This is a genomic window from Salegentibacter salinarum (assembly GCF_900168115.1).
GTDB lineage: Bacteria > Bacteroidota > Bacteroidia > Flavobacteriales > Flavobacteriaceae > Salegentibacter > Salegentibacter salinarum.
The window spans coordinates 1-22,791 of record NZ_FUZC01000022.1; the positions used below are offsets into that span (position 1 = coordinate 1).

At 35.4% G+C, this 22,791-nt stretch carries 17 protein-coding genes and 2 pseudogenes; 15 read left to right on the top strand and 4 right to left on the bottom strand.

The genetic code is table 11. The annotated features are described in order from the left end of the window. Positions 1-254 (bottom strand): annotated as a pseudogene (locus B5X53_RS18935) (IS110 family transposase); the annotation flags it as partial. Positions 255-473: 219 nt separating this feature from the next. On the opposite strand from B5X53_RS18935, the gene B5X53_RS17435 reads away from it, so the two are divergent. Next, a complete protein-coding gene (locus tag B5X53_RS17435) occupies positions 474-1,676 on the top strand; it encodes a hypothetical protein (RefSeq protein WP_079714507.1) in 1,203 nt (400 codons plus the stop codon). A 552-nt stretch (positions 1,677-2,228) separates the two neighbouring features. Here B5X53_RS17435 and B5X53_RS17440 read toward each other — a convergent pair. Together B5X53_RS17440 and B5X53_RS17445 are read right to left on the bottom strand one after the other, a co-directional pair. After that, a complete protein-coding gene (locus tag B5X53_RS17440; RefSeq protein WP_079714508.1) occupies positions 2,229-2,456 on the bottom strand; it encodes a hypothetical protein in 228 nt (75 codons plus the stop codon). Between the two features lie 74 nt (positions 2,457-2,530). After that, positions 2,531-3,397 carry a 3-keto-disaccharide hydrolase gene (locus tag B5X53_RS17445; protein ID WP_079714509.1) on the bottom strand — a complete coding sequence of 289 codons (867 nt, stop codon included), beginning with the start codon at positions 3,395-3,397 and terminating at the stop codon, positions 2,531-2,533. Between the two features lie 758 nt (positions 3,398-4,155). On the opposite strand from B5X53_RS17445, the gene B5X53_RS17455 reads away from it, so the two are divergent. From B5X53_RS17455 to B5X53_RS17490, 8 genes and pseudogenes are all read left to right on the top strand, one after another. Then, on the top strand, positions 4,156-4,404 hold the full coding sequence (locus B5X53_RS17455) for a DUF6364 family protein (protein ID WP_079714511.1): 249 nt from the start codon (positions 4,156-4,158) through the stop codon (positions 4,402-4,404). Continuing rightward, entirely contained in the window at positions 4,401-4,823 is a 423-nt protein-coding gene (locus tag B5X53_RS17460) for a type II toxin-antitoxin system VapC family toxin (RefSeq protein WP_079714512.1), read from the top strand. The genes B5X53_RS17455 and B5X53_RS17460 overlap by 4 nt, the downstream gene beginning before the upstream one ends. 513 nt (positions 4,824-5,336) lie before the next feature. Next, the gene (locus tag B5X53_RS19690; RefSeq protein ID WP_394341608.1) at positions 5,337-5,504 is read left to right on the top strand and encodes an Arm DNA-binding domain-containing protein; all 168 of its coding nucleotides are present in this window, start codon (positions 5,337-5,339) and stop codon (positions 5,502-5,504) included. 131 nt (positions 5,505-5,635) lie between these two features. Continuing rightward, a pseudogene (locus B5X53_RS19085) lies at positions 5,636-5,992 on the top strand (phage integrase SAM-like domain-containing protein); the annotation flags it as partial. Then, positions 5,983-6,393, top strand: a complete 411-nt coding sequence (locus B5X53_RS17475; RefSeq protein WP_079714515.1) for a site-specific integrase — start codon at positions 5,983-5,985, stop codon at positions 6,391-6,393. The pseudogene B5X53_RS19085 and the gene B5X53_RS17475, both read left to right, overlap by 10 nt. Before the next feature lie 278 nt (positions 6,394-6,671). Next, the gene (locus tag B5X53_RS17480) at positions 6,672-9,110 is read left to right on the top strand and encodes a glutaminase family protein (protein WP_079714550.1); all 2,439 of its coding nucleotides are present in this window, start codon (positions 6,672-6,674) and stop codon (positions 9,108-9,110) included. 31 nt (positions 9,111-9,141) lie between these two features. Next, positions 9,142-9,414, top strand: a complete 273-nt coding sequence (locus B5X53_RS17485; protein ID WP_143533279.1) for a sulfatase-like hydrolase/transferase — start codon at positions 9,142-9,144, stop codon at positions 9,412-9,414. A 278-nt stretch (positions 9,415-9,692) separates the two neighbouring features. Next, on the top strand, positions 9,693-11,822 hold the full coding sequence (locus B5X53_RS17490; protein ID WP_198550723.1) for a CehA/McbA family metallohydrolase domain-containing protein: 2,130 nt from the start codon (positions 9,693-9,695) through the stop codon (positions 11,820-11,822). Positions 11,823-12,099: 277 nt separating this feature from the next. Here the strand turns inward: B5X53_RS17490 and B5X53_RS17495 are convergent, their stop codons facing one another. Then, a complete protein-coding gene (locus B5X53_RS17495) occupies positions 12,100-12,825 on the bottom strand; it encodes a hypothetical protein (protein WP_079714517.1) in 726 nt (241 codons plus the stop codon). Positions 12,826-13,532: 707 nt separating this feature from the next. On the opposite strand from B5X53_RS17495, the gene B5X53_RS17500 reads away from it, so the two are divergent. From B5X53_RS17500 to B5X53_RS17525, 6 genes are all read left to right on the top strand, one after another. After that, complete coding sequence (locus B5X53_RS17500) at positions 13,533-18,068, top strand: PAS domain S-box protein (protein WP_079714518.1); 4,536 nt, start codon at positions 13,533-13,535, stop codon at positions 18,066-18,068. Continuing rightward, the gene (locus B5X53_RS17505) at positions 18,061-18,456 is read left to right on the top strand and encodes a response regulator (RefSeq protein WP_079714519.1); all 396 of its coding nucleotides are present in this window, start codon (positions 18,061-18,063) and stop codon (positions 18,454-18,456) included. The genes B5X53_RS17500 and B5X53_RS17505 overlap by 8 nt, the downstream gene beginning before the upstream one ends. Positions 18,457-18,586: 130 nt before the next feature. Then, positions 18,587-19,753: a sensor histidine kinase gene (locus tag B5X53_RS17510; RefSeq protein WP_079714520.1), complete on the top strand. Its 1,167-nt coding sequence runs from the start codon at positions 18,587-18,589 to the stop codon at positions 19,751-19,753. 447 nt (positions 19,754-20,200) lie between these two features. Next, positions 20,201-20,581 (top strand): BfmA/BtgA family mobilization protein, encoded by a 381-nt coding sequence (locus B5X53_RS17515; protein ID WP_079714552.1) that lies wholly within the window; start codon positions 20,201-20,203, stop codon positions 20,579-20,581. A gap of 11 nt (positions 20,582-20,592) precedes the next feature. Beyond that, entirely contained in the window at positions 20,593-21,621 is a 1,029-nt protein-coding gene (gene mobB / locus B5X53_RS17520) for a MobB family relaxase (RefSeq protein WP_079714521.1), read from the top strand. 10 nt (positions 21,622-21,631) lie between these two features. Continuing rightward, on the top strand, positions 21,632-22,791 hold a 1,160-nt coding region (locus B5X53_RS17525), incomplete at its 3' end, for a type IV secretory system conjugative DNA transfer family protein (protein WP_079714553.1).

Below are 22,791 nucleotides of genomic sequence, written 5' to 3' on the forward strand. Positions count from 1 at the left end.
ACTAAAGATTTCCAGCCGTAGCTTTCAAAAGAACGATGGGCATAGTAGCCACAACATCCAGCTTCATAAGCCGTGGAAACTTCGTACCCGTGAAAATGTTTGTTCACATACTGAAACAATTGTTCAGGAACAGGTGGCATGGAAAAGGATTTACCTGCAAAAAGATCGGTGCTGCAATGTATTTTCCAGCTTCTCTTGTGAATATCAATACCAACGTATAACTTTGGAATTGAAGCAGTAGATTGAGTGTCCATATCTTATCGTTTTTTTTATTTAAGATACTTGATTTACTGCTTTTTCATCGATGCTAAAAACAATGTTTAAACCTGTGCCAAATCGAAACTTCCTGATCGCTTGCATAGCGGATTGTCCTGCGGACAATCACGCTCGCCCTCTTGCACTATTTTTATACGAGACGTTGGCAAACATGAAAGCTGATAACCATTCAATTTGAACAAACAATAATCATATTAATGAAAAAAATATTTTTTTTGTTTCTCCTCTGTACATTTATTGGTTCTTGTTCCGAAGGGAGTAAGTATAAACCAATTGAATTTGATAATACTTATAAATTTAGTGAAGAAATTTTGAAGGAAGCTAAGGAGGGTAAAAGATTTGGAGAACACCAATATGCCGCCTGGGAATTCGCTTTTCAGGGAGATTACAAAAATGCCCTGTCACAATGGGATCTTGCCAGGCAACCGGATTTTCAAGAATTTTCTCAACAAGAGATCGATTCCCTCCATAAGAACTACAAGGTAGTGGATGCTAAAAAATATCTTGTCAAAAAGATAAAAAGTCATCAAATCGTAATTATAAATGAGGCTCATCATAATTCTTTTCATCGCCATTTTACAAGCTCTTTACTAGAAGTATTCTATCAAAATGATTTTAGGTATCTTGGTTTGGAAACTTTGGAAAATGGGCTAAAGAAAGACCCTCATCTAAATACTCGTAACTATCCCATTCAAGCATCAGGTTTTTACACCCGTGATCCCACCTTTGGCAGTATGCTCAGAAAGGCATTAAAAATGGGCTACAACGTTTTTCCTTATGAAGATACCACTGGTGTGAATCATGACGAGAGAGAAATAGAGCAAGCTAAGAATATTAAGAAAATAATTGATCAAAATCCAGATGCGAAATTTCTAATTCACTGCGGTTTTGGGCATGTAATGGAGGGAGTATTTCCATCGGGCATGAAAGCTTTGGCTGAAAGATTAAAGGAGTACACCGGTATTGACCCTTTAACCATAGATCAAGTTGCACACAGCGAAAAAAGTAATCCCAATTTCTATTCTCCTCTTAGCCGTACCTATAAAGTTAGAACTCCAAGTGTTTTGGTTAATGAAAATGGTGAAGCTGTTAAAAACCGGATAAATGATAGATGGACAGATATAGCTATTGTACAACCTAAAACATCCTATGATAAAGGAAGACCAGGGTGGCTATTTGAAGGAAAGGCTAAGCCTGTAGCACCGGCCATAGCAGACATTGATCTTTCTTTTCCCTTGATGGTTTTAGCCTTTAAAAAAGAAGAAGATTACCAAAGGGCCATACCGGTTGATATTATAGAGGTTAAGAATCGGCAGGAGGAAATGTATTTAGCATTAGATCCAGGAGAATATATAATCGTTTTAGCCAATACTGAGGAAAAGCAAGAAAATATGAAATAGAAGTAAACTAAGTACCCGCTTTTTCTCCGGCTAATTCCCAATCTACGTCAAAGTTTGGAAGGAATTAAAAGTACCACGTTTGCCAACACTAAATACAATGCTTAATTTGTTCTCGAATCCAAACTCTATGCTCAATAAAATTTGTATTTTTATAAACGTGAAGTCAAAATATCATAAATAAGTTCAAAATTAAAGATACCTAAAAGGTTACCTTGAATTTTTTTAATCGCAGGAACTGCTTTCAAGACTAAGATTCGCAAGTCAGGTTTGAATCCTGCCGGGGTCACTTTTAAGATCAACATATCTTGTTAAAACCATGCAAATCTTAGGATTTGCGTGGTTTTTTAGATTTTGGGGAATAATTTAATTTGATTTTCCAGTGGCTTACCTTTATACGCATTTGGGTTTTACTGTTCGAGTCAAGATGCTGTAATTCTGAAAAGATTTTTCTAAACCAGTTAGAAAAATCTTTTCGGATTCATTCAATATACCGGCTTTTAGCTTTTCATTTTTAATTTGGAATAGATCCTTTTAACGGACCATTATTGAAACTTAATAGGTAATATCATTTTCAGGATTACTCCAATCCTGAAGCAGTGTTACTTCAAAGTTTCCTTTTATCATATTTTGTTCAGCATCGTATTCGGTTATCGTAATTTCCGAAGATGAACTAGAATCCAGATTGTATAAACTTCTCATTACATCCCCACCAACAGTGGTATAATAACTAGTTTGTACATTTAACAAACTATAAGCCCCTTCACCTTTAAATTTGACCAATCAACAAAATTCAAACTTCTACTAAAAAATTATGTGTACCAGAACCAAGAGAAAGTTTAACCAGGAAACTCAAATTAGTTATAATATTTGCCGTATATTTCAGGAAGGCTTGTTAGCGGTTTAATTTGAATATCTTTGTAAAATACTTCGGCGGCTTCACTTTGAAGTTGAATTTTACCTTTGGTCAAAGGAATCTTTTCCCCCTCCTTTACATACCTAGAATTCTTAAGAACCATCACTACTTCCCCATTTACAATATGTATGCTTTTGTCTTCAAAACAAATCAGCTCAAGTGTGTTCCATTCGCCCTGAGGTTTTTCATGATTTACACTCCGCATAACATAACCATCAAGTACTTCTCCTTCACCAATAGGTAAAAAAGCCTGGTTATTATCCGCAACAGGACTCATGATGCCTTCAGAAGGATAGGTACGAATATCAATAGCAGAGTTAGCTTGTGACCAGTAATCACCCATATGGCCTTGCATAATTTGAAACTCCTGAGATAACATCCATGACCGCCAATAATCTGCTCCATTTGGCCCGATAGAATGATAGAGTATGCCTGAGTCCTTGAGTAGTTTTTCCCTTGGCGGATATAAATTGTTACCCCATTTTACTTTAAGCCTAAAATGATAATTTTCGTATTCCGTTTTGGTAGAGACACAACCGTAAATCTCGCCACTTACCTTTAGTATTTGTTCCTCGTTCTCCTCCAATACAGAAAATACCCCGAATTGATCTTTATTGGCACCAATAGGTTCTATTAAATTGCCCTGTAGATCCTTGGGCTCTTCACCATTATAACCATCTTTATGGTGATAGCTTAAATAATTATCCCATTGAGAGAGATTTTCGTCTAGCAGGTTCGTCCATTCTGCTTTTTCATTTGAGCATGAAAAAAGAATCAACGAAAAAATCAGTAATAATATAAATCGCATGAAACTTAAATTGTTATAACCAGTATCCTAAGATACCGTATAATTTGATTTATGATAAATATTTTTGTAATATTATCTTGGTATCCTATGCCATCAGAGTACTTTCTATTCTTAATGAATGCATTTGGGAATCTCCTGCTACTAAAATTAAGATGAACTAACTGAATTTCTCTCATGGGAAACATTAATTTTTTGTTAGGTTTAGATTCACTGTAACCTACTCCCCATAACCACTAGAAACTTAAATATAAAAGAAAAATTTTTGCTATTGAGGGCACAAGTTGTTGGGCATCAATGCGGTTATTGCTATCCTTTAATTTGAAATAAATTGAATTAAAATAATTGTCAATTGTTTCCTTGAGGACCACTTCGGATGAAATTCCATCTCCTTTCTGATTAAACTATGCGAATATTATCATGGCTATTTTTATAGCAGTGTGGAAAAAACTATTTTTCAGAAAGCGTGACATCCACTTATTTGAAATCCTAGTACTTCTTTGCTTTTTTATGGGTATGGGAATGATTGTAAACACAGTTTTTGGTTTCGTTGATAGCCTGATAGATTTTAATCAGTCTGCTTATACGGCCATAATGGGTTTTAAAACTAACAAATATATTTAGGTAATGGGGATATATTTTATCGCTCATTTTAAAACCTTGTTTAAAAAACATTTTTTTATTCCATTAGAAAATACGCATAGAAAAAATTTAAAAATACGGATTATTTAGTTAAATTTGTACGTATAAATAAATATGTGATGGATACAAAACTAACTTTAAAACTTAATCAGGAAGTTATTGAGAAAGCAAAAAAATATGCTTCTGAGAAAAAGTTGAGCTTATCTCGCATCGTTGAATTTTATCTTCAGTCATTAACAACAGATAGTAAAAAGGACGACTTTGAAATTTCCCCTTTTGTAAAAAGTATTTCTACAGGAACAAGCATTCCTGCTGATGTAGATTACAAAAAAGAATATTCCGATTACTTAATGGAGAAATACAAATGAAAAAAAGACTTTTTCTTGATACAAATATAATGCTCGATTTTCTTGGCGAAAGACCACCTTTTTATGAGGCGATTGCAAAATTAGCAACATTAGCTGACAAGGGAAAAATAAAAATGGTCGTTTCTCCTATTTCATTTGCAACGGTTAATTACTTTCTTGCCAAAATTGAAACACCAGAAATAGCGAAAGAAAAGCTTCGAAAGTTTAAAATCATAAGTGAAATTTGCAAATTGGATGGTCATACAATTGAAAAAGGATTGAACTCGGACTTTAAGGATTTTGAAGATTCCCTTCAATATTTTAGTGCTGTTGAATCTAATTGTGAAATCATAATTACTAGAAACGGTAAAGATTTCAAAAAATCATTAATTCCGATAATGACAGCTGAGGAGTATTTAAACAGTATAAGAAAAAAATAAATATCCATATTATAAAAAAGCATACTAAAATTAGACTCGAATCAAACCTCCGTCAGTATCAGAAAAGTTTGAAATTGCTAAATCCTTAATAATGAAAACCAAGGGAGCAATAAAGAGGTAATACGAACGGTAAACAGTGGTAAATTCCCGATTTTGGCTAAAACGTTCATTTTAAAAAACCATTAAAGGATTACGCAGCCAACATATTAGCCAGAAGCTTTAAATCATCCAATAAGTGGTTCGAGTTTTGTACCGTTGGGATCACTTTTAAAATTAAGAAAACTTCAAAACCACGCTAATCCTAAGATTTGCGTGGTTTTGAAGTTTTTAGAGGATCATATCTTTTGTTCGTTGGAATACACCTCTGAAATAAAGAGTACACCTAAAGGTGTATTTTGGAAAGAATAAGGTATACCTGGATTGACTTTCGTCTGAACTGAATTATTAATTTAAAGACGAACTACTATGCGCTCTTCAAAAACTTGTTCTGTTATTTTCTGAATCAACCAGGAAATAGCAACAAACGATCAATGTCTGATTTATGTTCGTATGACCATAAACAAAAAAAGGCTGAACATTAGTTTAAAACCTAAGGTTCCCGGAGATCTTTGGAATTCGAAGACCAGACGACTTAACGGAAATTCTTCTAAGTTTAAAGACATCAATGACTTTCTCGACTAGACCAATGGTCGATTATTCCAAATTTACCAGGACCTGAAATATGAAGGTGAGGCCATAACCTCCGATTTAGTAAAATTCAGATATTTAGGTGAAGAGCAGGAAATCAAAAAAGTCTTCAGGAACTCCTTACTTACCATCGCGGTAAAATAGAAAATACCCTGGCTAAAGGCTCTATTCCAAATTTTGGTGTTACCGAAAGTTATGTAAATAAATTCCTCAGTAGGAAACTAAAGACTACTGATGTATATTTAAGCAAACTCAACTATGGGTATATAAGTGACTTTCCTAAAGATCATCATATAGCCATGAGTCATAATACTGTGATGAAGCATATTCAGCGACTGCGGGAAATTATCCCTTTAGGTTACAACCTGGAATGGCTTGATAAAGATCCTTTCCGAAGGTGGAAAACCACTTTTGAGAAAAACGACCGGGAATTTTTGTCAGAGATAAAATTATCAAACTTAGAAAAGCAGTTATGCCTATAGACCGGTTGGACCATGTTCGGGATATGTTTGTCTTTAGTAGCTATACAGAAATTAGTTATACTGATCTAATAAAGTTAACGAAAAACAATAATGTTTTGGGAACGGATGGTGATCAATGGATTATTTACAATCGCCAGAAGACCCATACTGCGGTTGAGGTACCACTCTTGGATACTGCTTTACAAATCCTTGAAAAATACCAAGCTCACCCGATTACCAAAGTTACCGAGACACTTTTGCCCTGCCTGACCAATAAGAAGCTTAATGTGTTTTTAAAAGAAGTTGGACTGGTTGGTGGAATAAAAAAACTGACCTTTCATATGGGCAGGCATACCTTGGCCACAACAGTAACCCGTAATAATGGCTTGCTTATAGAAACAGTTGTTTTAACAAGAAATTAGAAAAATATTCACATAAATTTTGGTAAATGAAAAATAAGATTAATATTTACATTTATCGAACTATAACGATTTAGTTATTTTTTAATAAGTATTTAAAATTTTATAATAAAAAAACAATGAGTTTTACGACGGACAATTTTTGCTTGGGATAGAAATCCCAGGCCGGGATTAATTCATTTTGGCTCAAAAACGAATGTGCAGAATTGGCCTTTTTCGAAGTTAATTACAAATAAAATTTTAAAAAAAATAACCAATCAATAATGAACATTAAGCCTGCTATGAAAAATTTTATCTTATTCAGCTTCTTATGCTTTAGTTTCTTTTTAAATGCCCAGGAGCGGCAAGCTCCTGCTTATCCTTTGGTAACTCATGATCCTTATTTAAGTATTTGGTCTTTTACCGATAAAATTAATGAGCAACCTACAAAACACTGGACAGGAACCGATCATTACCTGGTGGGTTACATTAATGTAGATGGAACTATCTATCGTTTTTTGGGCAATGAAGCTAAAACGTTTAACTCGGTTTTACCTGCTTCGGAGGAAGGATTTACTGCTCAGATTACAGAAGAAAAGCCTGAAAAAGGCTGGCACGAAACAGGTTTTGATGATTCTTCCTGGAAATCTGCAAAAGCGCCATATGGAAACCAAAGTGAAGATGCCACATCATCCTGGGAAAGTGAAGACCTTTGGTTACGAAGAAAATTCGATTTGGAAGCTGCCGATCTGGAAAAGCTCTTTTTAAAATTACGTCACGATGACAATATTAATGTTTATCTAAACGGGGCAAAGATTTATGAGCGCAACGGCTGGACACATAAGTTTGAATATCACGAAATCCCGGCTTCAGCTTTTAAAAATTTAAAGAAGGAAGATAACATTCTGGCTATTCATATTAAAAACACGGCCGGAGGCCAATGGTTGGATTTTGGTCTGGCTGAAGAAATTAAAGACAAACATACCACGCAGGTTGCCGAGCAAAAATCAGTAGAATTTAACGCGACTCAAACAATTTATAAACTCACTTGTGGCGGAGTAGATATTGATCTTACTTTTACTTCTCCTTTGTTAATGGACGACCTTGATATATTAACCCGACCTGTATCCTATATTTCGGCTAAAACCACGCCTAATGATGGAAATTCTCACGAAGTTCAGGTGTATTTTGGAGCATCGTCTTCAATTGCAGTAAACGAAAATTCACAGGAGTTATCTTCAGAGAAATCTGCTACTAATGGTTTATCATTTCTTAAAGCGGGTACCAAATCGCAACCCGTTCTAGAGAAGAGAGGAGATGATTTAAGAATTGACTGGGGGTATATGTACATAGCGGTTCCAAATAATGCCAGCGCCCATCAGTCGGTTACTTCAGTTAAAGATGCTAAAAGCAACTTCTTGGAAGGAAAATCAGGGCACAGTGTGCAGAGTGGAAGAAACCTGATGTTAACCACTGTTTTTCCAAAAGAAGAAATCGATTCAGAAAAAGAGCATTTAATACTTTTAGGATATGATGACGAATATTCCATAAACTATTTTGGTGAAAAACTACGTCCGTATTGGAATAAAGATGGAAATAATACTATTCAGAACGAACTGGAAGAAGCTTACCAGGATTACAATAATATAAATGAAGAATGTAAAGAATTTGATGAAGAATTATACGCAGATGGTGTAGAATCGGGAGGGGAAGCTTATGCAAATTTACTTGAAATCGCTTATCGTCAGAGTATCGCTGCCCATAAAGTAGTTGAAAGTCCGCAGGGTGAAATCCTTTTCTTATCTAAAGAAAATAACAGTAATGGGTCAATCAACACGGTTGATGTTACTTATCCTTCAGCACCGTTATACCTTATTTATAATCCAGATTTAATGAAAGGAATGCTAAACGGAATTTTCTACTATAGCGAAAGCGGGATGTGGAAAAAACCTTTCCCGGCTCATGACTTAGGCACCTATCCAATTGCAACCGGTCAAACCTATGGAGAAGATATGCCTGTTGAAGAAGCGGGGAACATGATTATTCTAACTGCCGCAATAGCAAAATCTGAAGGTAATGCAGAATATGCCGAAAAACACTGGGAGAGTTTAACTACCTGGGCAAATTATCTAGCTGAAAAAGGACTTGATCCCGAAAACCAGTTATCTACTGATGATTTTTCCGGTCACTTGGCCAGAAATGCCAACCTTTCTGTTAAAGCTATTATGGCTATAGCTAGTTACGGCTATTTAGCTGAGGAATTAGGGAAAGATGATATTGCTGAGGAATATACCGAAATGGCAAAAACTATGGCCAAAGAATGGATGGAATTGTCTGATGCAGGGAATCATTATGCGCTTACTTTTAATGATAAAAATACCTGGAGCCAGAAATATAATCTGGTTTGGGATAAAGTAATGGAACTGGATATCTTTCCTGATGAAGTTATTGAAAAAGAGCTTGCTTATTACAAAACAAAGCAAAACGAATATGGACTTCCATTAGATAACCGCAGTGATTATTCCAAATCTGATTGGATTTTATGGACAGCCACTTTAGCTGATGATATGGAGACTTTTCAATATTTTGCTAATCCCGTTTATAAATTTGGTATAGAAACTGTTGACAGAGTCCCTATGAGTGACTGGCACTGGACAACGAGTGGTGATGTAAGAGGTTTTAAAGCCCGAAGTGTAATTGGAGGATATTTTATCAAGTTATTGGAAGATCACTGGAAATAAACAAACGAAAGAAATTGTAACAATAGAAACTATGCTTTCTAAACTAGGTGTTCTCTTTGTGGTAACCGGCCTTTCCATTTCAGGAGTATTGGCTCAGCAGGAATGTTCACAACCGAATGTTCTTTTGATTATGGTCGATGATTTAAAACCTACCCTTGGGACTTATGGAGATACTTTAACCATAAGTCCTAATATTGATCAGCTAGCTGCTGAAGGCATGGGTTTTGCTAAAGCCTACAGCAACCAGGCGGATGCCGGATTATGGACTGAAAATGATTTTCTTTTTACCACAGAAAATGCCTGAGTAGAATTAAAGTAAAAGCCAAAAAAGCTGTAAAAGGAAAATAGATAGACATGGTTTAGCCGGTGAGATACAGGGTAGTCCTGTATCAAGCGATGAGGCTACAGAAGCTGTGGAATTAATCCCTAGGGGAGCAGCTCGACTGCGAATAAGCGCTTTTCAGGTTATGGGCGTGGGAGAAGAAGCGAATAATTGGTAGTATTTAAATAACTTCTGATACAGCTTAATAAAATTTTTACAGGTTCTAACTCATTTATTAATTATTACAAAAATATTTTAGAATGATGAATTTTTTCAAAAAATTGAGTCGGTTTTCATTTAAAATTAAAGGAAAGGGGTTCTGGATATTCACTGTCTATTTTTTTCTTCCGTTTTTGGCGTTTGCCCAGATTCCTGTCGATCTAAATAGTTTCGATAAGAATGGAGAAGCTTCAGTTTCTAGCAAAGAAGGTTTCTTGGAGATTACATGGCCTACGGGAAAAGATGAGAAAGGAAAAATTTATGTCAACTTGGAGCAGAATCAACCGCTTTTCAATAAGATAGAACTAATAAAAGAAGAAAGCATTTCAGAAATTGCAACTAATCTTGACCCTGTTTTTCTGCTCTCGGTGGGAGAGCGTGATTTAGAGAAAAGGGATGGTTGGAATATATTTTTTGATCAAACAGCCTATAAGCCTTATGAAACGCATCTTGTAAAATTAGATAAACGAAATGCCCAAGTGATTAGTGAAGGCTCCCGAACAAAAATTCTTATTTCCGAAGTCAGTGCCGGAAATTTTAACGGTTCTCTTGAAATTATCTTGTTTAATGGAAGCCCGTTATTAAATATTGCAGCAGTAATGGCTACTGAAAAAGATGCACGAGCTATAATTTATGATGCCGGTTTAACAGGATCTGAAAACGAATGGGAAGAAGTATTTTGGGCAGATACAGATGATTATTTACAAAGCTCCAAAGTTAATTTAGAGACAAAAAGTGAAAATTTAGCCGTAAAATACAGAACTATTATCGGGGAAACAAATGGAGGAAGTCTGGCTGTATTTCCACCACCTCACCAATATTTTTACCCGCTTGATAATGCGTATAATTTGAAGTTTACCTGGTATGGTAAACAATACAGGAAAAAAGTACCGGAATTTGGAATAGGTATAAGACACGAGTTATTAGGAGACCGGCGGCATGTTCCGTGGTTTAATGCCCCTCCTGAAACAAAACAGCGATTAAATTTCTTCATTTTGATAAGTGATGAAAAAGACGGAAAGGTTCTTAATCAGGTTAAAAAATTTACCCATGGCGATGAATATAAACCGCTGGAAGGATTTTACACGATGGCAAGTCATTTTCATACCGAACATGTTATGGATGTCCTTACTCATAAACCCCTACCTGAAATTCCGGGACATGTAAAAGCTTTACGTGATGCAGGAGTTAATATTATGCATTTGGGAGAGTTTCATTTAGCAGGAAATCCACGTGACCGTGGTCCCAAAAGATTACCTGAGTTTCATAAAATGTTTGAAGAATGTGCAAGACTTTCAACAGGGGATTTCCTAATGCTTCCAGGCGAAGAACCTAACAGTCACTTTGGAGGGCATTGGATGAATCTTTTTCCAGAACCGGTATACTGGATCATGTCCCGTGATGAAGATGAACCTTTTGTTGAGGAACATCCAGACTACGGTAAAGTATATCGTGTAGGAAATAAAGAAGAAATGTTGAGGTTATTGGAAGAAGAGAACGGTTTAGCATGGACAGCACACGCCAGAATCAAAGGCTCTACCGGGTATCCGGACGAATACAAGGATGAGGAGTTTTTTAAGTCTGATCGCTTTTTAGGGGCTGCTTGGAAAGCTATGCCGGCTGATCTTTCACAGAAAAAACTTGGGAAAAGGGTTTTAGATGTCATGGATGATATGGCCAACTGGGGTCATAAAAAGCACGTTATAGCTGAGGCAGATTTATTTAAAATTGAACCTGATTATGAGTTATATGGAAATATGAATATTAATTATTTGCAGTTAGAGGAACTCCCTAAGTTTGAGGATGGCTGGCAAAGTGTCCTAGATGTTATGGAAAGCGGTAAATTCTTTGTTTCTACAGGAGAAGTATTGTTACCGGCATTCAATGTAGATGGCAAAGGAGCAGGAGAAACTGTGAATTTACAACGAAATGGGAAGGCCGAAATCACTTTAGAAATAGATTGGACTTTTCCTTTAAATTTTGTCGAGATTGTATCAGGTAATGGGGAAGAGGTTTTTAGGGAAAAAATAGACTTAACCAAAACCAAAGCTTTTGGAAAAAAAGAGTACAGGTTTACCGTTGACTTAAAAGATAGAAAATGGGTAAGGCTTGAAGTGTGGGATGCTGCAGTTAACGGGGCGTTTACTCAACCTGTATGGCTTGAAGAATAAAGTTTTGTCTGGTAGTTAATATTAATTATTACCAACAATTAGGTTGCTTATGCCGAAATCTCTCCCTCGGTTTCCTTATCAATAATTTAGAGTTTCTTGTCGCAATAAAGAGTTCATTTCCAGGATTTGAAGCTAAGGTCTGAAAGATGTTTATTCTGTATGCAATATTTGATAGACATACTATTATATTTATTTTATTGCTTTACATCCTGACTTCATTTTTTAATGTAAAAAGAATTATTAATAATTTCTGTTAGGTGTTTTAAGAAGAATCCAGTTAATTAGATAATTGATTAATTTCTCTATATTCCTTTCCAGCATTATAAACCAGATCAATTAAATCAAGTTTTTTCTTTTCCTGCAATAAATTAGAATCAATTTTCTTTGATACAAGAAACTCGAAAAATAAGGGATGATACCTTTCCGGGATTGAAAGATTCTCCGATAAGAATTTTTTATTCAAGATATCATCCTTTGCGAATAAAATTCTGAAATCATCAAAATTCATCATTTTGCTTATTGGGGCATCCGTTTTGCTAACTTCTTTTTTCCTCATCAATAAACCCCTGGCTGCCTGTAAAAGGTAAATAATATTACCTTTGTGAGGCTCATAGAAGGTGGGGTTTTTTATGATGTCCTGTCGGAGTGAATAATATAATTTTTCATCCAATTTTTCAATAGGTATCTTTTTGTTATTTAGAATTCTTACCTCCTCCAGAGTGGTATTTTTTAATTCAATTACAATATTATCGTCTAAATGCTTCCTATTAATTACCAGTCTATATTCCTCATATAAAATCGAGTTAAAAACTATGGTATCCTGAATATTAGCAGTTATTTTAAAAAAACCATTTTCATCAGATGTAGAATTCAGTTGTTGAGTTATATTTTCCAGCGTAATATTATTTTGAATACGGCCATTAGAATCATATAAATAACCTTGTACCTCCTGTCCATATGTATGAAGGGAGATAAATACCAGAATGTATAAAAAAATCCTCATTAGATTCGAGTTTCATTCATAAAGTGAAGAGTTCTATTTTATTTTTGAATTTAATAAAATTCATATAAATACTTGATTAACAGGCAAATTTATTTAATAAAATTTATATACCATCTTAAAAAGATAGACGAAAAATCCTTTTTAACCACTAATAATTATCTGTAAAAAAAAGCGGAATAAGTAACTATTGCCAACAAACAATTGAGTTAAAAAACAAGTTTCCTAGTTAATTTCGAGACAAAATTTTCCTCATAGGGCAATCCTAACTTAACGATAGCGAATGCCAGTTGTAGGGTGAATTGCAAATGACAGGCAGAGCCAGTTTTTTGTTTTTACCTTCAGCTATTGGTCGTTCATAGATTCCTTACCTGTCTTTTGATATTTACAGCGGAAAAGCTGCACATGAAAAGAAGGTTCCTCAGATTTGCGTTCTCCGGATTTACCTCGTGCTTTGTACAAATAGCCCAAAAACAGGAGATTTCTTCTTCCAAAAAATTAAAATTTTAAACTGGTTAAGAAAATTATTCAAAAAGCTGAGTAGTATTTAAAATAGCTGCGTAGGAAGTAGATTACAGATCATTTTTACAGGAATCGGTAAAATAAAAAATAATACGTCAAAATTCGTATTATGATAAAAAATCACGCCTAAACATTTTAAAATTTGGCTATATTTCCAGTCATTTAAATAAAATTATAAAAACAAATTAATGAGTTATCATAAGAGTGTTTTTCGAAACCTACCCTTTCCTTGCTTATTGTTTGAAAAAAAGAAAAATCTTTATGTAATCAAAGAGGCTAATTCCCTCTATTGTAAGGTTACAAATAAATCAGAAAAGGAATTAATTGGGAACACTGTGGAAGAGGTTTTTCCTGAAAATCCTACTTTTTCCGGTTTAAAAGATATTCTGGATTCTTTAAATAACGCCTATATCAGTAAGGAACCTCACAGGATAGATGTTCTTCGGTATGACCTTTTTGATAGTCAAAATATAATATATGAGCTCAAGTACTGGGAAGTAGAAAATATACCCGTGTTTGATGACGTGGAAAACACTTGGTATATTTTAAATATTGTAAAAGATATTACCAATCAAATTGTTGAAAAAAACAGGTGTGATTTGCTCCAGGTTAAATTAGACGCCAAAACAGAAAAGCACAAAAAATTTATTGAAAGAAATACCGATGGTATGTATATCCTGGACCAGGATGGGTATTTTATTAATCTTAACCAGGGATTAATAGATATTACTGAAACACCGGAGGAGGAATTGATTAAAATGAACTTTTTACCTTTCTGTGATCCGGAACATCGGGATAGGATTATAGAGAAATTTAATAATGCCTTAAATGGTGAAAATCAAAAATTTGAAGCCAAATTTGTTTCCGGGAAAGGTAGGGAAATGGTTTTAGATATTTCATTAATTCCCTTTAGGTCTAATGGAATTATAAGAGGTGCTTATGGAATTGCAAAGGACGTAACAAAACTAAAAGAAAGCGAAGCGGCCCTTTTAGAAAGCGAAAGAAAATTTAAAGCCCTTGTTCAGGAAGGTTCTGATCTAATAGGTATTCTTGATCCAGAGGGGAAGTATAAGTTTGTAAGTGAAACTTCTTATCCGGTACTTGGATTTACCCCCGAAGAGTTTATTGGCAAAACGACTTTTGATTTTATTCACCCTGAAGATAAAGAAAGAGTAATAACTAATTTTTCAGAATTAAAGTTTAAAAATCAAGCAATAATAGCACCTTTTCGATTTAAAAATGCAAAAGGAGAATGGAGATGGATTGAAACAAAAGCAACTAATCTTGTTGATGATCCAGTAATAGAAGGAATTGTCATTAATTCCCATGATATTACCGATCGGATACTGTCAGAAAAGGCATTAAAAGAAAATGAAGAGAAATACAGGGCTTTTTTTGAAAGCAGTTTGGATGGAATTTTACTAACCAACCCCTATGGAGAAATTTTCGCGGCCAATAATGCAGCATGCAAACTATTTCAAAGAACAGAGCAGGAAATTTGTGAAATTGGTCGAAATGGTTTGGTTGATCTAAATGATCCGAGGGTAGAAGAAGCCATTAGGGAGAGAGAAAAAACGGGAAAAGTAATCGCTGAATTAAACATGAGGCGAAAAGACGGAAGTATTTTTTTAGCAGCATTGTCTTCGGCAATATTTGAAGGTGCTAAGGGTGAAAAACTTACTTCAATGATTATTAGGGATATCTCAGAATCTAAACGCGCCGAGGAAGAACTCAAAGCGTCCGAGTTGGAATACCGTAAATTATTTCAAAACAACCCACTTCCAAATATCATTTATGATAAAGATTCCCTTAAAATCCTTGATGTTAATAAAGCAACATTAGATCACTATGGTTTTAGTCGTAAGGAGCTTATGAACGTCTCCTTGCTTGATTTTATTCCAGAAGGAGAAATCACTAACTTTAAGAAAAAGATTTTCACCTTTTCATCTAATGAAGGGGAGGTTGCTCACCATCGTAATATAACATTGGAAAAAAATGGACGGCGAGTTATAGTAGAAACTTTTGGTTATGGACTACAGTATCAACATAAAGACTGTAGGCTAATAATCTTACTTGATGTGACAGAAAAAGAGATTGCCCTTCAAAAATTAAAAGATAAAACCGAAAAACTTATTACAGCTCAAAAGATTGCAAAAATGGGTTATTGGACTCATAATTTGGAGAACAATAAATTCTTTTGGTCTGATGAAGTATTTAATATTTGGGATAGGGATAAGGAGAATTTTCAACCCAGTGTTGACACTTTTAAAAAAACGATTCATCCTGAAGACCTAGAAAACTTTATTAATAAAAATAAATTGGCCCTTGAAGGTAATATGCAGTTGGATTTTGAACATCGGATTATTTTACCAAGTGGTAAGATAAAATGGGTACACGAGAAAGGAAAAGTAATTAAAAATCTGGAAGGAAATACAGTTTTTGAAGGAACTGTACAGGATGTTACGGAACGAAGAAACAGCCTGGAAAAACTTATGCAAAGTGAAGCAAGACAACGTGGGATACTCCAATCTCAGACAAATTATCTTACCCGTATAAATATGCAAGGAAACTATTCTTATGTAAATGATAAATTTATAAAGGATTTTGAGTGGGTTTATACAAATAATGAAATTGTAAACCAATCCGCACTTTCCACCGTAAAACCACATTACCACGAAAAAGTTACGACCACTTTTAAAAAATGCGTGGCTAATCCTAATGTTGTCTTTCAGCTGGAAATCGATAAACTTAAAGAGGATGGTGGCGAAAGGATAACGCTCTGGGATTTTATTTGTATTCCAGACGTAGATGGAAACCCCGTTGAAGTACAGGGGGTAGGTATAGATATCACCGACAGGGTTAAAGCAGAAAGAGAATTAAAGGAAAGTAATACTCGCTATGAACTAGTATCCAAGGCCACATCAGATGCAATTTATGACTGGGATATTAACTCAAATTTTTTATTATGGGGAAAGGCGTTTTATGCCATCTTCGGTTATTCACAGGATAAATTTCCACCAACTATTGAGGCATTTTTTGATAAAATTCACCCTGACCAAAGGGATACTATAACCGAAAGTCTTACCCACGGAATTAAAGGCAAAGATAACCGCTGGAAAGAAGAATACAGGTTTAAAAAAGCAGATGGAACATATGCCTTTGTAATTGAAAAAGGCTTTATCCTTCGGGATAAAAACGGAAAAGCATATAGGATGGTGGGAGCTATGCAGGATGTAACAGAGCGAAAGAAGCTGGAAGCGTTATTAGATGAAGCCACCAAATTAGCACGAATCGGAAGCTTTGAAATAGATTGCGAGAAAGAAACCTTGTATTGGTCTGCTGTTACTAAAGAAATTCACGGGGTACCTTTAGATTATGAGCCTACATTGGAAAAAGGAATCTATTTCTATAAAGAGGGGGAGAGTCGAACCGCCATGAATAATGCTTATAGAAGAGCGATCGAAGAAAATATTCCATATGATATTGAATTACAGTTAATAACCACCGAAGGAGAAGAGCGTTGGGTTAGAAAAATAGGCCAACCAACTTTTATCAATGGAAAATGCGTTCGGATAAATGGAAGTTTTCAGGATATTACCAATCTTAAAATGTCCGAAATGCAGGCTTTAAAAGCTTCAGAAGAAAAAGAAAAAATTCTTGAAAGTATCGGAGACGCCTTTTGGATGGTAGATAATGATTGGATAGTGACCTACTGGAATAAACACGCGGAAGATGTGTTGAATTGCCCCAGGGATCAGATAATGGGCAGAAACCTTTGGGAAGTTTTTAGTGATGCTCTGGGCACTGACTTTGAAACCTATTATTTCAAGGCTGTAGAAGAACAGACAATAGAAAATTTTGAAGCCTATTTTGAGCGAGTAGAAAAGTGGCTTGAAGTTGCTGCCTATCCATCTCCTAATGGACTATCAGTATTTTTCAGAGATATCACTGAAAGAAAGGAATCAGAATTACAAATAAGAGAACTAAATAAGAATCTCAAAATTTATACAGAGGAGCTTGTAGAAGCGAATAAGGGCCTGGAACAGTTTTCATTTATAGTATCACATAACTTACGGTCTCCAGTGGCTAATATTATTGGACTCGCAGATTTGATTAATCAAAAAGATTATCCTGAAGAAGTGCGGAATAAGTTTCTGCAAGCTCTCTTTGATAATGTGAAGCGCCTGGATACTGTGATTTCAGACCTGAATACGATCTTACAGGTAAAAGTTGAAATGGATGCAAAAAAAGAGCCGGTAGTATTAAATAATTTAGTAGCGGGTATAAAGAGCAGTATCCAAAATTTAATTGAAAAGGAAAAAGTTCAGATTAAAACTTATTTTGAAATATCTACCCTACATACGGTACAAAGTTATCTGCATAGTATCTTTTACAACCTTATTTCTAACAGTATTAAATATCGTAAACTCGATATTCCTCCTCAAATAAAAATAAGTTCGAAAATTAAGGAGGGAATTATATTTATAACTTTTGAAGATAACGGCCTGGGAATAGATTTAGAAAAGAAAGGAGATCAGGTTTTTGGTCTTTATAGGAAATTTCATAACCATGTAGAAGGTAAGGGGATGGGCTTGTTTTTGGTCAAAACCCAGGTGGAACTTCTGGGTGGAAAAATTTCAATTGAAAGCGAAGTTAATGGGGGCACAAAATTCATAATTACCTTTAAAGAGAAAACCTATAATTATATTTCTGAATATGTATAATCAGCGCTATATGGTAGTGGACGACGATTCTACCAATAATATGATTTGTGAGTTTACTATTAAACGTTTTGATAAAGAGGGCGATATAAAAATTTTCTCGGTACCTGAAGAAGCCCTAAGTTTTATAGCAGAAGAATACAGATTAGAAAACAGGAAGCAGCCAACTCTATTATTTCTTGATGTTAATATGCCTACAATGAGTGGTTGGGAATTTCTAGATAAATTTTTGAAATTTGAGGAAAGTTTGAAAAATCAATTTACTATTTATATACTTTCAAGTTCAATTGAAGATTTTCAGGAGAAAGCAGAAATTTATTCTACTATAAAAGGATTTATTTCCAAACCCTTAAAAATGAATAACCTTGAAGAGATTAAAAACGGTCTATAAAACTCTTCAACCTGTTAAATATTTACATTTTATAGTTAAACTTTCAAAATTATTTCTGAAGTAGTTACCTATTGTTAAATTATGACAAACCTATCCAGGTAGGTTCAATACCCAAATCTTAACCTATATTATGCCATATAATATCACCGGATCGGAAAGTAGTATCTCAAAAATGTCTCTAGAGCAAAATGCCAGGGAATTTAAATTTGTGATAGATCTTATGCCGCATATGGTTTGGGCAACTAAACCAGATGGTTATCACGACTTTTATAACCAACGCTGGTACGATTTTACCGGTTTAACTTATGAAGAAACTAAAGATAAAGGCTGGTCCCTGGTTCTTCATCCAGACGATTATGATCGTGCCTGGAAAATATGGCAACATTCACTGGATACCGGTAATCCTTACGAAATAGAATATCGCATGAGAAGGTTTGACGGGACTTACAATTGGTTCCTAGCCCGTGCCCAACCATTAAAAGATGATAAGGGTAAAATTTTAAAATGGTTTGGCACCTGTACCGATATTCAGGGGCAAAAAGAAATCTTGGAAGAACGGGAAAGAACTAAAGAAGAGCTTAGAATCTCGAACCAAGATTTAAATAAATCTTACGAAGAATTAAGTCGAATAAACCTTGAGCTAGATAATTTTGTTTATTCTGCATCGCACGACCTTAAAACTCCCCTAAATAACCTGGAAGGGCTTATTGCACTGTTAAAACAGGCAGAAAACACAAAAGAAGATCAGCAGGAAATACTTGGCTTAATAGATAAATCGGTGAAGCACTTTAAGGAAGTTGTTAATGATATGACCCTGATTGCGAAAACAGCTAAGGGTAACAACACCATGCATAATATAAATTTCTCTGTTTTATTAGAAGAGATTAAGAACGACCTGGGACATTTAATCAAATCAACAGGAATTATAATAAAATCTGATTTACAGGTTCGTAATATTCAATATCCAAGAAAAGAAATCAGGAGTATTTTATTTAACCTTATTTCCAATGCTATAAAATATGGGCGCCCCGGTAGGCCCCCGGTTATAGTGGTGCGCACAAAGCTTACTTCTGAAGAAATTCTTCTCGAGGTTGAAGATAATAGTAGCGGAATAGAAGATGAACATCTTCCAGATTTATTCAATAAATACTTTAGAATTAACCGTGCGGTTGAGGGATCTGGATTGGGTCTTTTTATCGTTAAACAAATGGTAGAAAACCGCGGCGGTAGAATTGAAGTAACCAGTAAAGTAGGAAAAGGCTCAATTTTTTCGGTATTTCTTAAACCTCAAAAGTAATCTCGGCCATTAACTATAGAGAGGAAATAAAAGCAGGAAAATAAATCCCTGGATTTCATAATACTTAGGATGACCTTCTATCCGATCAAAATCGCCGATTGATTTAAAATTATAACATAGTGGTAAAAATAAAATAGTATATTTATTGTACTATTTTTTTAATTTTTAAAAAAATATGTATCTTTAAAGAGCTGAACTTCAGCATTTAAATTTTAAGCAGGAGCATCCATTTTTTGACTTTCGCCGATAGCCCTGCACATCAGAATACTAACATAACTGGAAATTTTTCCCAGCTTTTTGGCAATGGGCTTTTAAGCCAAATTATATGAGGTTTTGTCCCGCAGTGCGGGAGGAAAGGGATAATTGAATCCTTTATTTCTACAATTTGCGATAATTGCTTTCAAAGCCTCTGGTTTTAGGGAAATATTTGCGACAAATCGGCGAATTATGGAATCATTTATTAGCATTAGACTCAAAAAGAAAACCGCCCAACGTTTTCAAAAGTTTTCCAAAGAACACTTCAAATCCCACACGGAAACTATGAGCGCTATGCTCGACTTTTTCTACTATAACGAGATTTCTCCTCAGGAGAGACTCGGACCGACGGGAAGGACTATTGAAGCCAGCCTGAAAAAAAGAATCCACGCGGTCATTGCTCTTATGCGGGATATAGAAAAGACCCAAACCAAACCAACGGTGGTTATGATCCAGTCCTTGTTTGAAATGGAAGAACCACAAAAGAAACCTTTAATTCTGGAAAAGAACCAAGTGGAAGAAAGAGAGAGAGTAGGTTTTCGGGAAAAATCAAATTCTCAAAACAAGATCTAATTTTCTGAGCCATGTATATCACAATCACACCTCAAAAATTAGGAAAGAACTTCGCTCAAAGTGCTTCTGATTTTGTTGAATACCTCGAGAAAGAAAATGAAGCTAAGGTCCAGGAGAAGATGGAGCACTTTTTTAATCAATATCACGAGGGGATTCCAGCAGAAGAAGTTGTCAAAGGAATTGATGGAAATACCGCAAAACTCAAAAAGACAGAACCAAAATTTTACTCGATTACGGTAAATCCCTCGAAATACGAATTAAATAAATTACAAAATAACAGTAAAGATTTAAAAAGGTATACCAGGGAATTGATGAAAGATTATGTGAGATCCTTTAACCGGGAAATCAAGGGGCGTCCCGTAAATATTGACGATATAAAATACTATGCAATAATCGAACATACACGCACCTATAAAGGTACCGATTGGCAGGTCAAAGAAAACCAGCCCTACGCTGCCAAAATTTTAAACTTAAAAAATGAAGTCAGAAAGATTGAGCAGAAACAAATACAAGGAAATATAGCCCATATAAAGGAGAAAATAGCGCAACAGGAAAGGCAGGTCCCCCATCAGCAGAACGGCAAGCGAATCGTCCAGGGGACGCCTAAAGCAGGTAACCAAAGCCATATCCATATTATCGTAAGCCGAAAAGATGCCTCCAATTCGTTTAGCCTATCTCCCGGGAGTAAATATAAAGCTTCGGAGGTGACGATGAATGGTACATTGGTTAAACGAGGTTTTAATAGGGATCAATTCTTTGAGAAGGCTGAAAAGACCTTTGATAAAACCTTTGGATACCGGCGTAATTTTGTTGATACCTATAAAGGGCGGAAAGAGTTTATTAAAGATCCCAAAAGTTATTTTGCCAACCTGAACAAACTTCCTACACCTGAAAGAATTTTTGCTTTTAAAATGAGGAAAGAAACGGGATTTTCTGTGCCCATTATTCCAATTAATAAAGCCCAGCTTGCCCTAAAGATTTTTAAAGGGCTTCGTAAAGGTGTAGATATAGCCAGAAAATCAAGTTCTATTGAAATTTAGATTATTTCCTATGCAACCAGACAAACTTTATATAATACTCTTAATAGTTGTTCTGTGCAGTATGGTAGGATACGGGCTATACCGAATTACCCGATATGCTTTTTTACTAAATCTATTTTTATTGGGATTGATTTTATATTTTCTATCCAGTAGTTATAGCCTGGTTTTTCTGGTGTTGATCCTGGGATGTCCACTGATGCTTATCAATATTGTAGGCTACGTATTTATGCACGACCCGGATCAGGGCAGACCTAAAAACCCCCAATACACTGTTCATTTTGCTACCAGTTCAGGGGATTTTAAACTGGATAATATCAAACGTGGAGCATCCGTTATTGGTTCTGCAGGAAGCGGAAAAACCGAAAGTGTAGTGTATGGTTTTCTCAAACACTTCGAAAAGAAAGGTTTTTGCGGTATTATCCACGATTACAAGGACTTTGAGCTCACCGAAATGGCTTACCCGATTTTTAAAGGGAAAGAGATTCCATTTAAGATCGTTTCCTTTGACTCCATTATCCACCGGGTCAATCCCATCGCACCACGTTATTTGGAAAATGAAGAGAGCGTCAACGAGGTTTCCCGGGTGCTGGTAGAAAATCTTCTGGAGCTACGGGAGTCCGGTAGCTTTGGGACTTCTAAATTTTTTAATGATGCTGCCGAGGGGCTGATTGGAGGGCTTATCTGGAAGCTGAAAACAAGCTACCCGGAATACTGCAGTCTTCCACACCTTATTGCTATTTACCAATACCTGGATACCAATAGCCTTATTGAATTTTTAAAAACCAACACAACCTCCCGTGCAATGGCCGATGCCTTTATCAGTGGAAAGGATGCGGAACGGCAAACCGCCGGGGTAAAAAGTACCCTGGCCAATGCTTTAAAACGGATTAGCACCCGCCGCATATTTATGGCCCTATCTGCAGACGAAGTTCCCCTCAATATTAATAACAAAGAAAATCCAGCTGTGATTTCAGTAGTAAACAACCCCAAATACGAATCTTCCTATTCCCCGGTTATTGCAACAATTATTCATACCATTACCAAACAAATGAGCGTTCGCAACTCCAAAGCTTCGTTCCTGTTGATGGAGGAGGCGCCCACCCTTCGACTACTCAATATGCACCGAATCCCTGCTACCCTGCGAAGCTATAATATTGCTACCGTTTACGT

What these genes read in the sequence shown, in the direction of transcription:
- B5X53_RS17445 (WP_079714509.1), bottom strand. Translation starts at nt 3,397, where the DNA reads ATGCGATTTATATTATTACTGATTTTTTCGTTGATTCTTTTTTCATGC.
- B5X53_RS17510 (WP_079714520.1), top strand. Translation starts at nt 18,587, where the DNA reads ATGCCATATAATATCACCGGATCGGAAAGTAGTATCTCAAAAATGTCT.
- B5X53_RS17475 (WP_079714515.1), top strand. Translation starts at nt 5,983, where the DNA reads ATGCCTATAGACCGGTTGGACCATGTTCGGGATATGTTTGTCTTTAGT.
- B5X53_RS17480 (WP_079714550.1), top strand. Translation starts at nt 6,672, where the DNA reads ATGAAAAATTTTATCTTATTCAGCTTCTTATGCTTTAGTTTCTTTTTA.
- B5X53_RS17515 (WP_079714552.1), top strand. Translation starts at nt 20,201, where the DNA reads ATGGAATCATTTATTAGCATTAGACTCAAAAAGAAAACCGCCCAACGT.
- B5X53_RS17485 (WP_143533279.1), top strand. Translation starts at nt 9,142, where the DNA reads ATGCTTTCTAAACTAGGTGTTCTCTTTGTGGTAACCGGCCTTTCCATT.
- B5X53_RS17495 (WP_079714517.1), bottom strand. Translation starts at nt 12,825, where the DNA reads ATGAGGATTTTTTTATACATTCTGGTATTTATCTCCCTTCATACATAT.
- B5X53_RS17460 (WP_079714512.1), top strand. Translation starts at nt 4,401, where the DNA reads ATGAAAAAAAGACTTTTTCTTGATACAAATATAATGCTCGATTTTCTT.
- mobB (WP_079714521.1), top strand. Translation starts at nt 20,593, where the DNA reads ATGTATATCACAATCACACCTCAAAAATTAGGAAAGAACTTCGCTCAA.
- B5X53_RS17500 (WP_079714518.1), top strand. Translation starts at nt 13,533, where the DNA reads ATGAGTTATCATAAGAGTGTTTTTCGAAACCTACCCTTTCCTTGCTTA.
- B5X53_RS17505 (WP_079714519.1), top strand. Translation starts at nt 18,061, where the DNA reads ATGTATAATCAGCGCTATATGGTAGTGGACGACGATTCTACCAATAAT.
- B5X53_RS17455 (WP_079714511.1), top strand. Translation starts at nt 4,156, where the DNA reads ATGGATACAAAACTAACTTTAAAACTTAATCAGGAAGTTATTGAGAAA.
- B5X53_RS17435 (WP_079714507.1), top strand. Translation starts at nt 474, where the DNA reads ATGAAAAAAATATTTTTTTTGTTTCTCCTCTGTACATTTATTGGTTCT.
- B5X53_RS17490 (WP_198550723.1), top strand. Translation starts at nt 9,693, where the DNA reads ATGATGAATTTTTTCAAAAAATTGAGTCGGTTTTCATTTAAAATTAAA.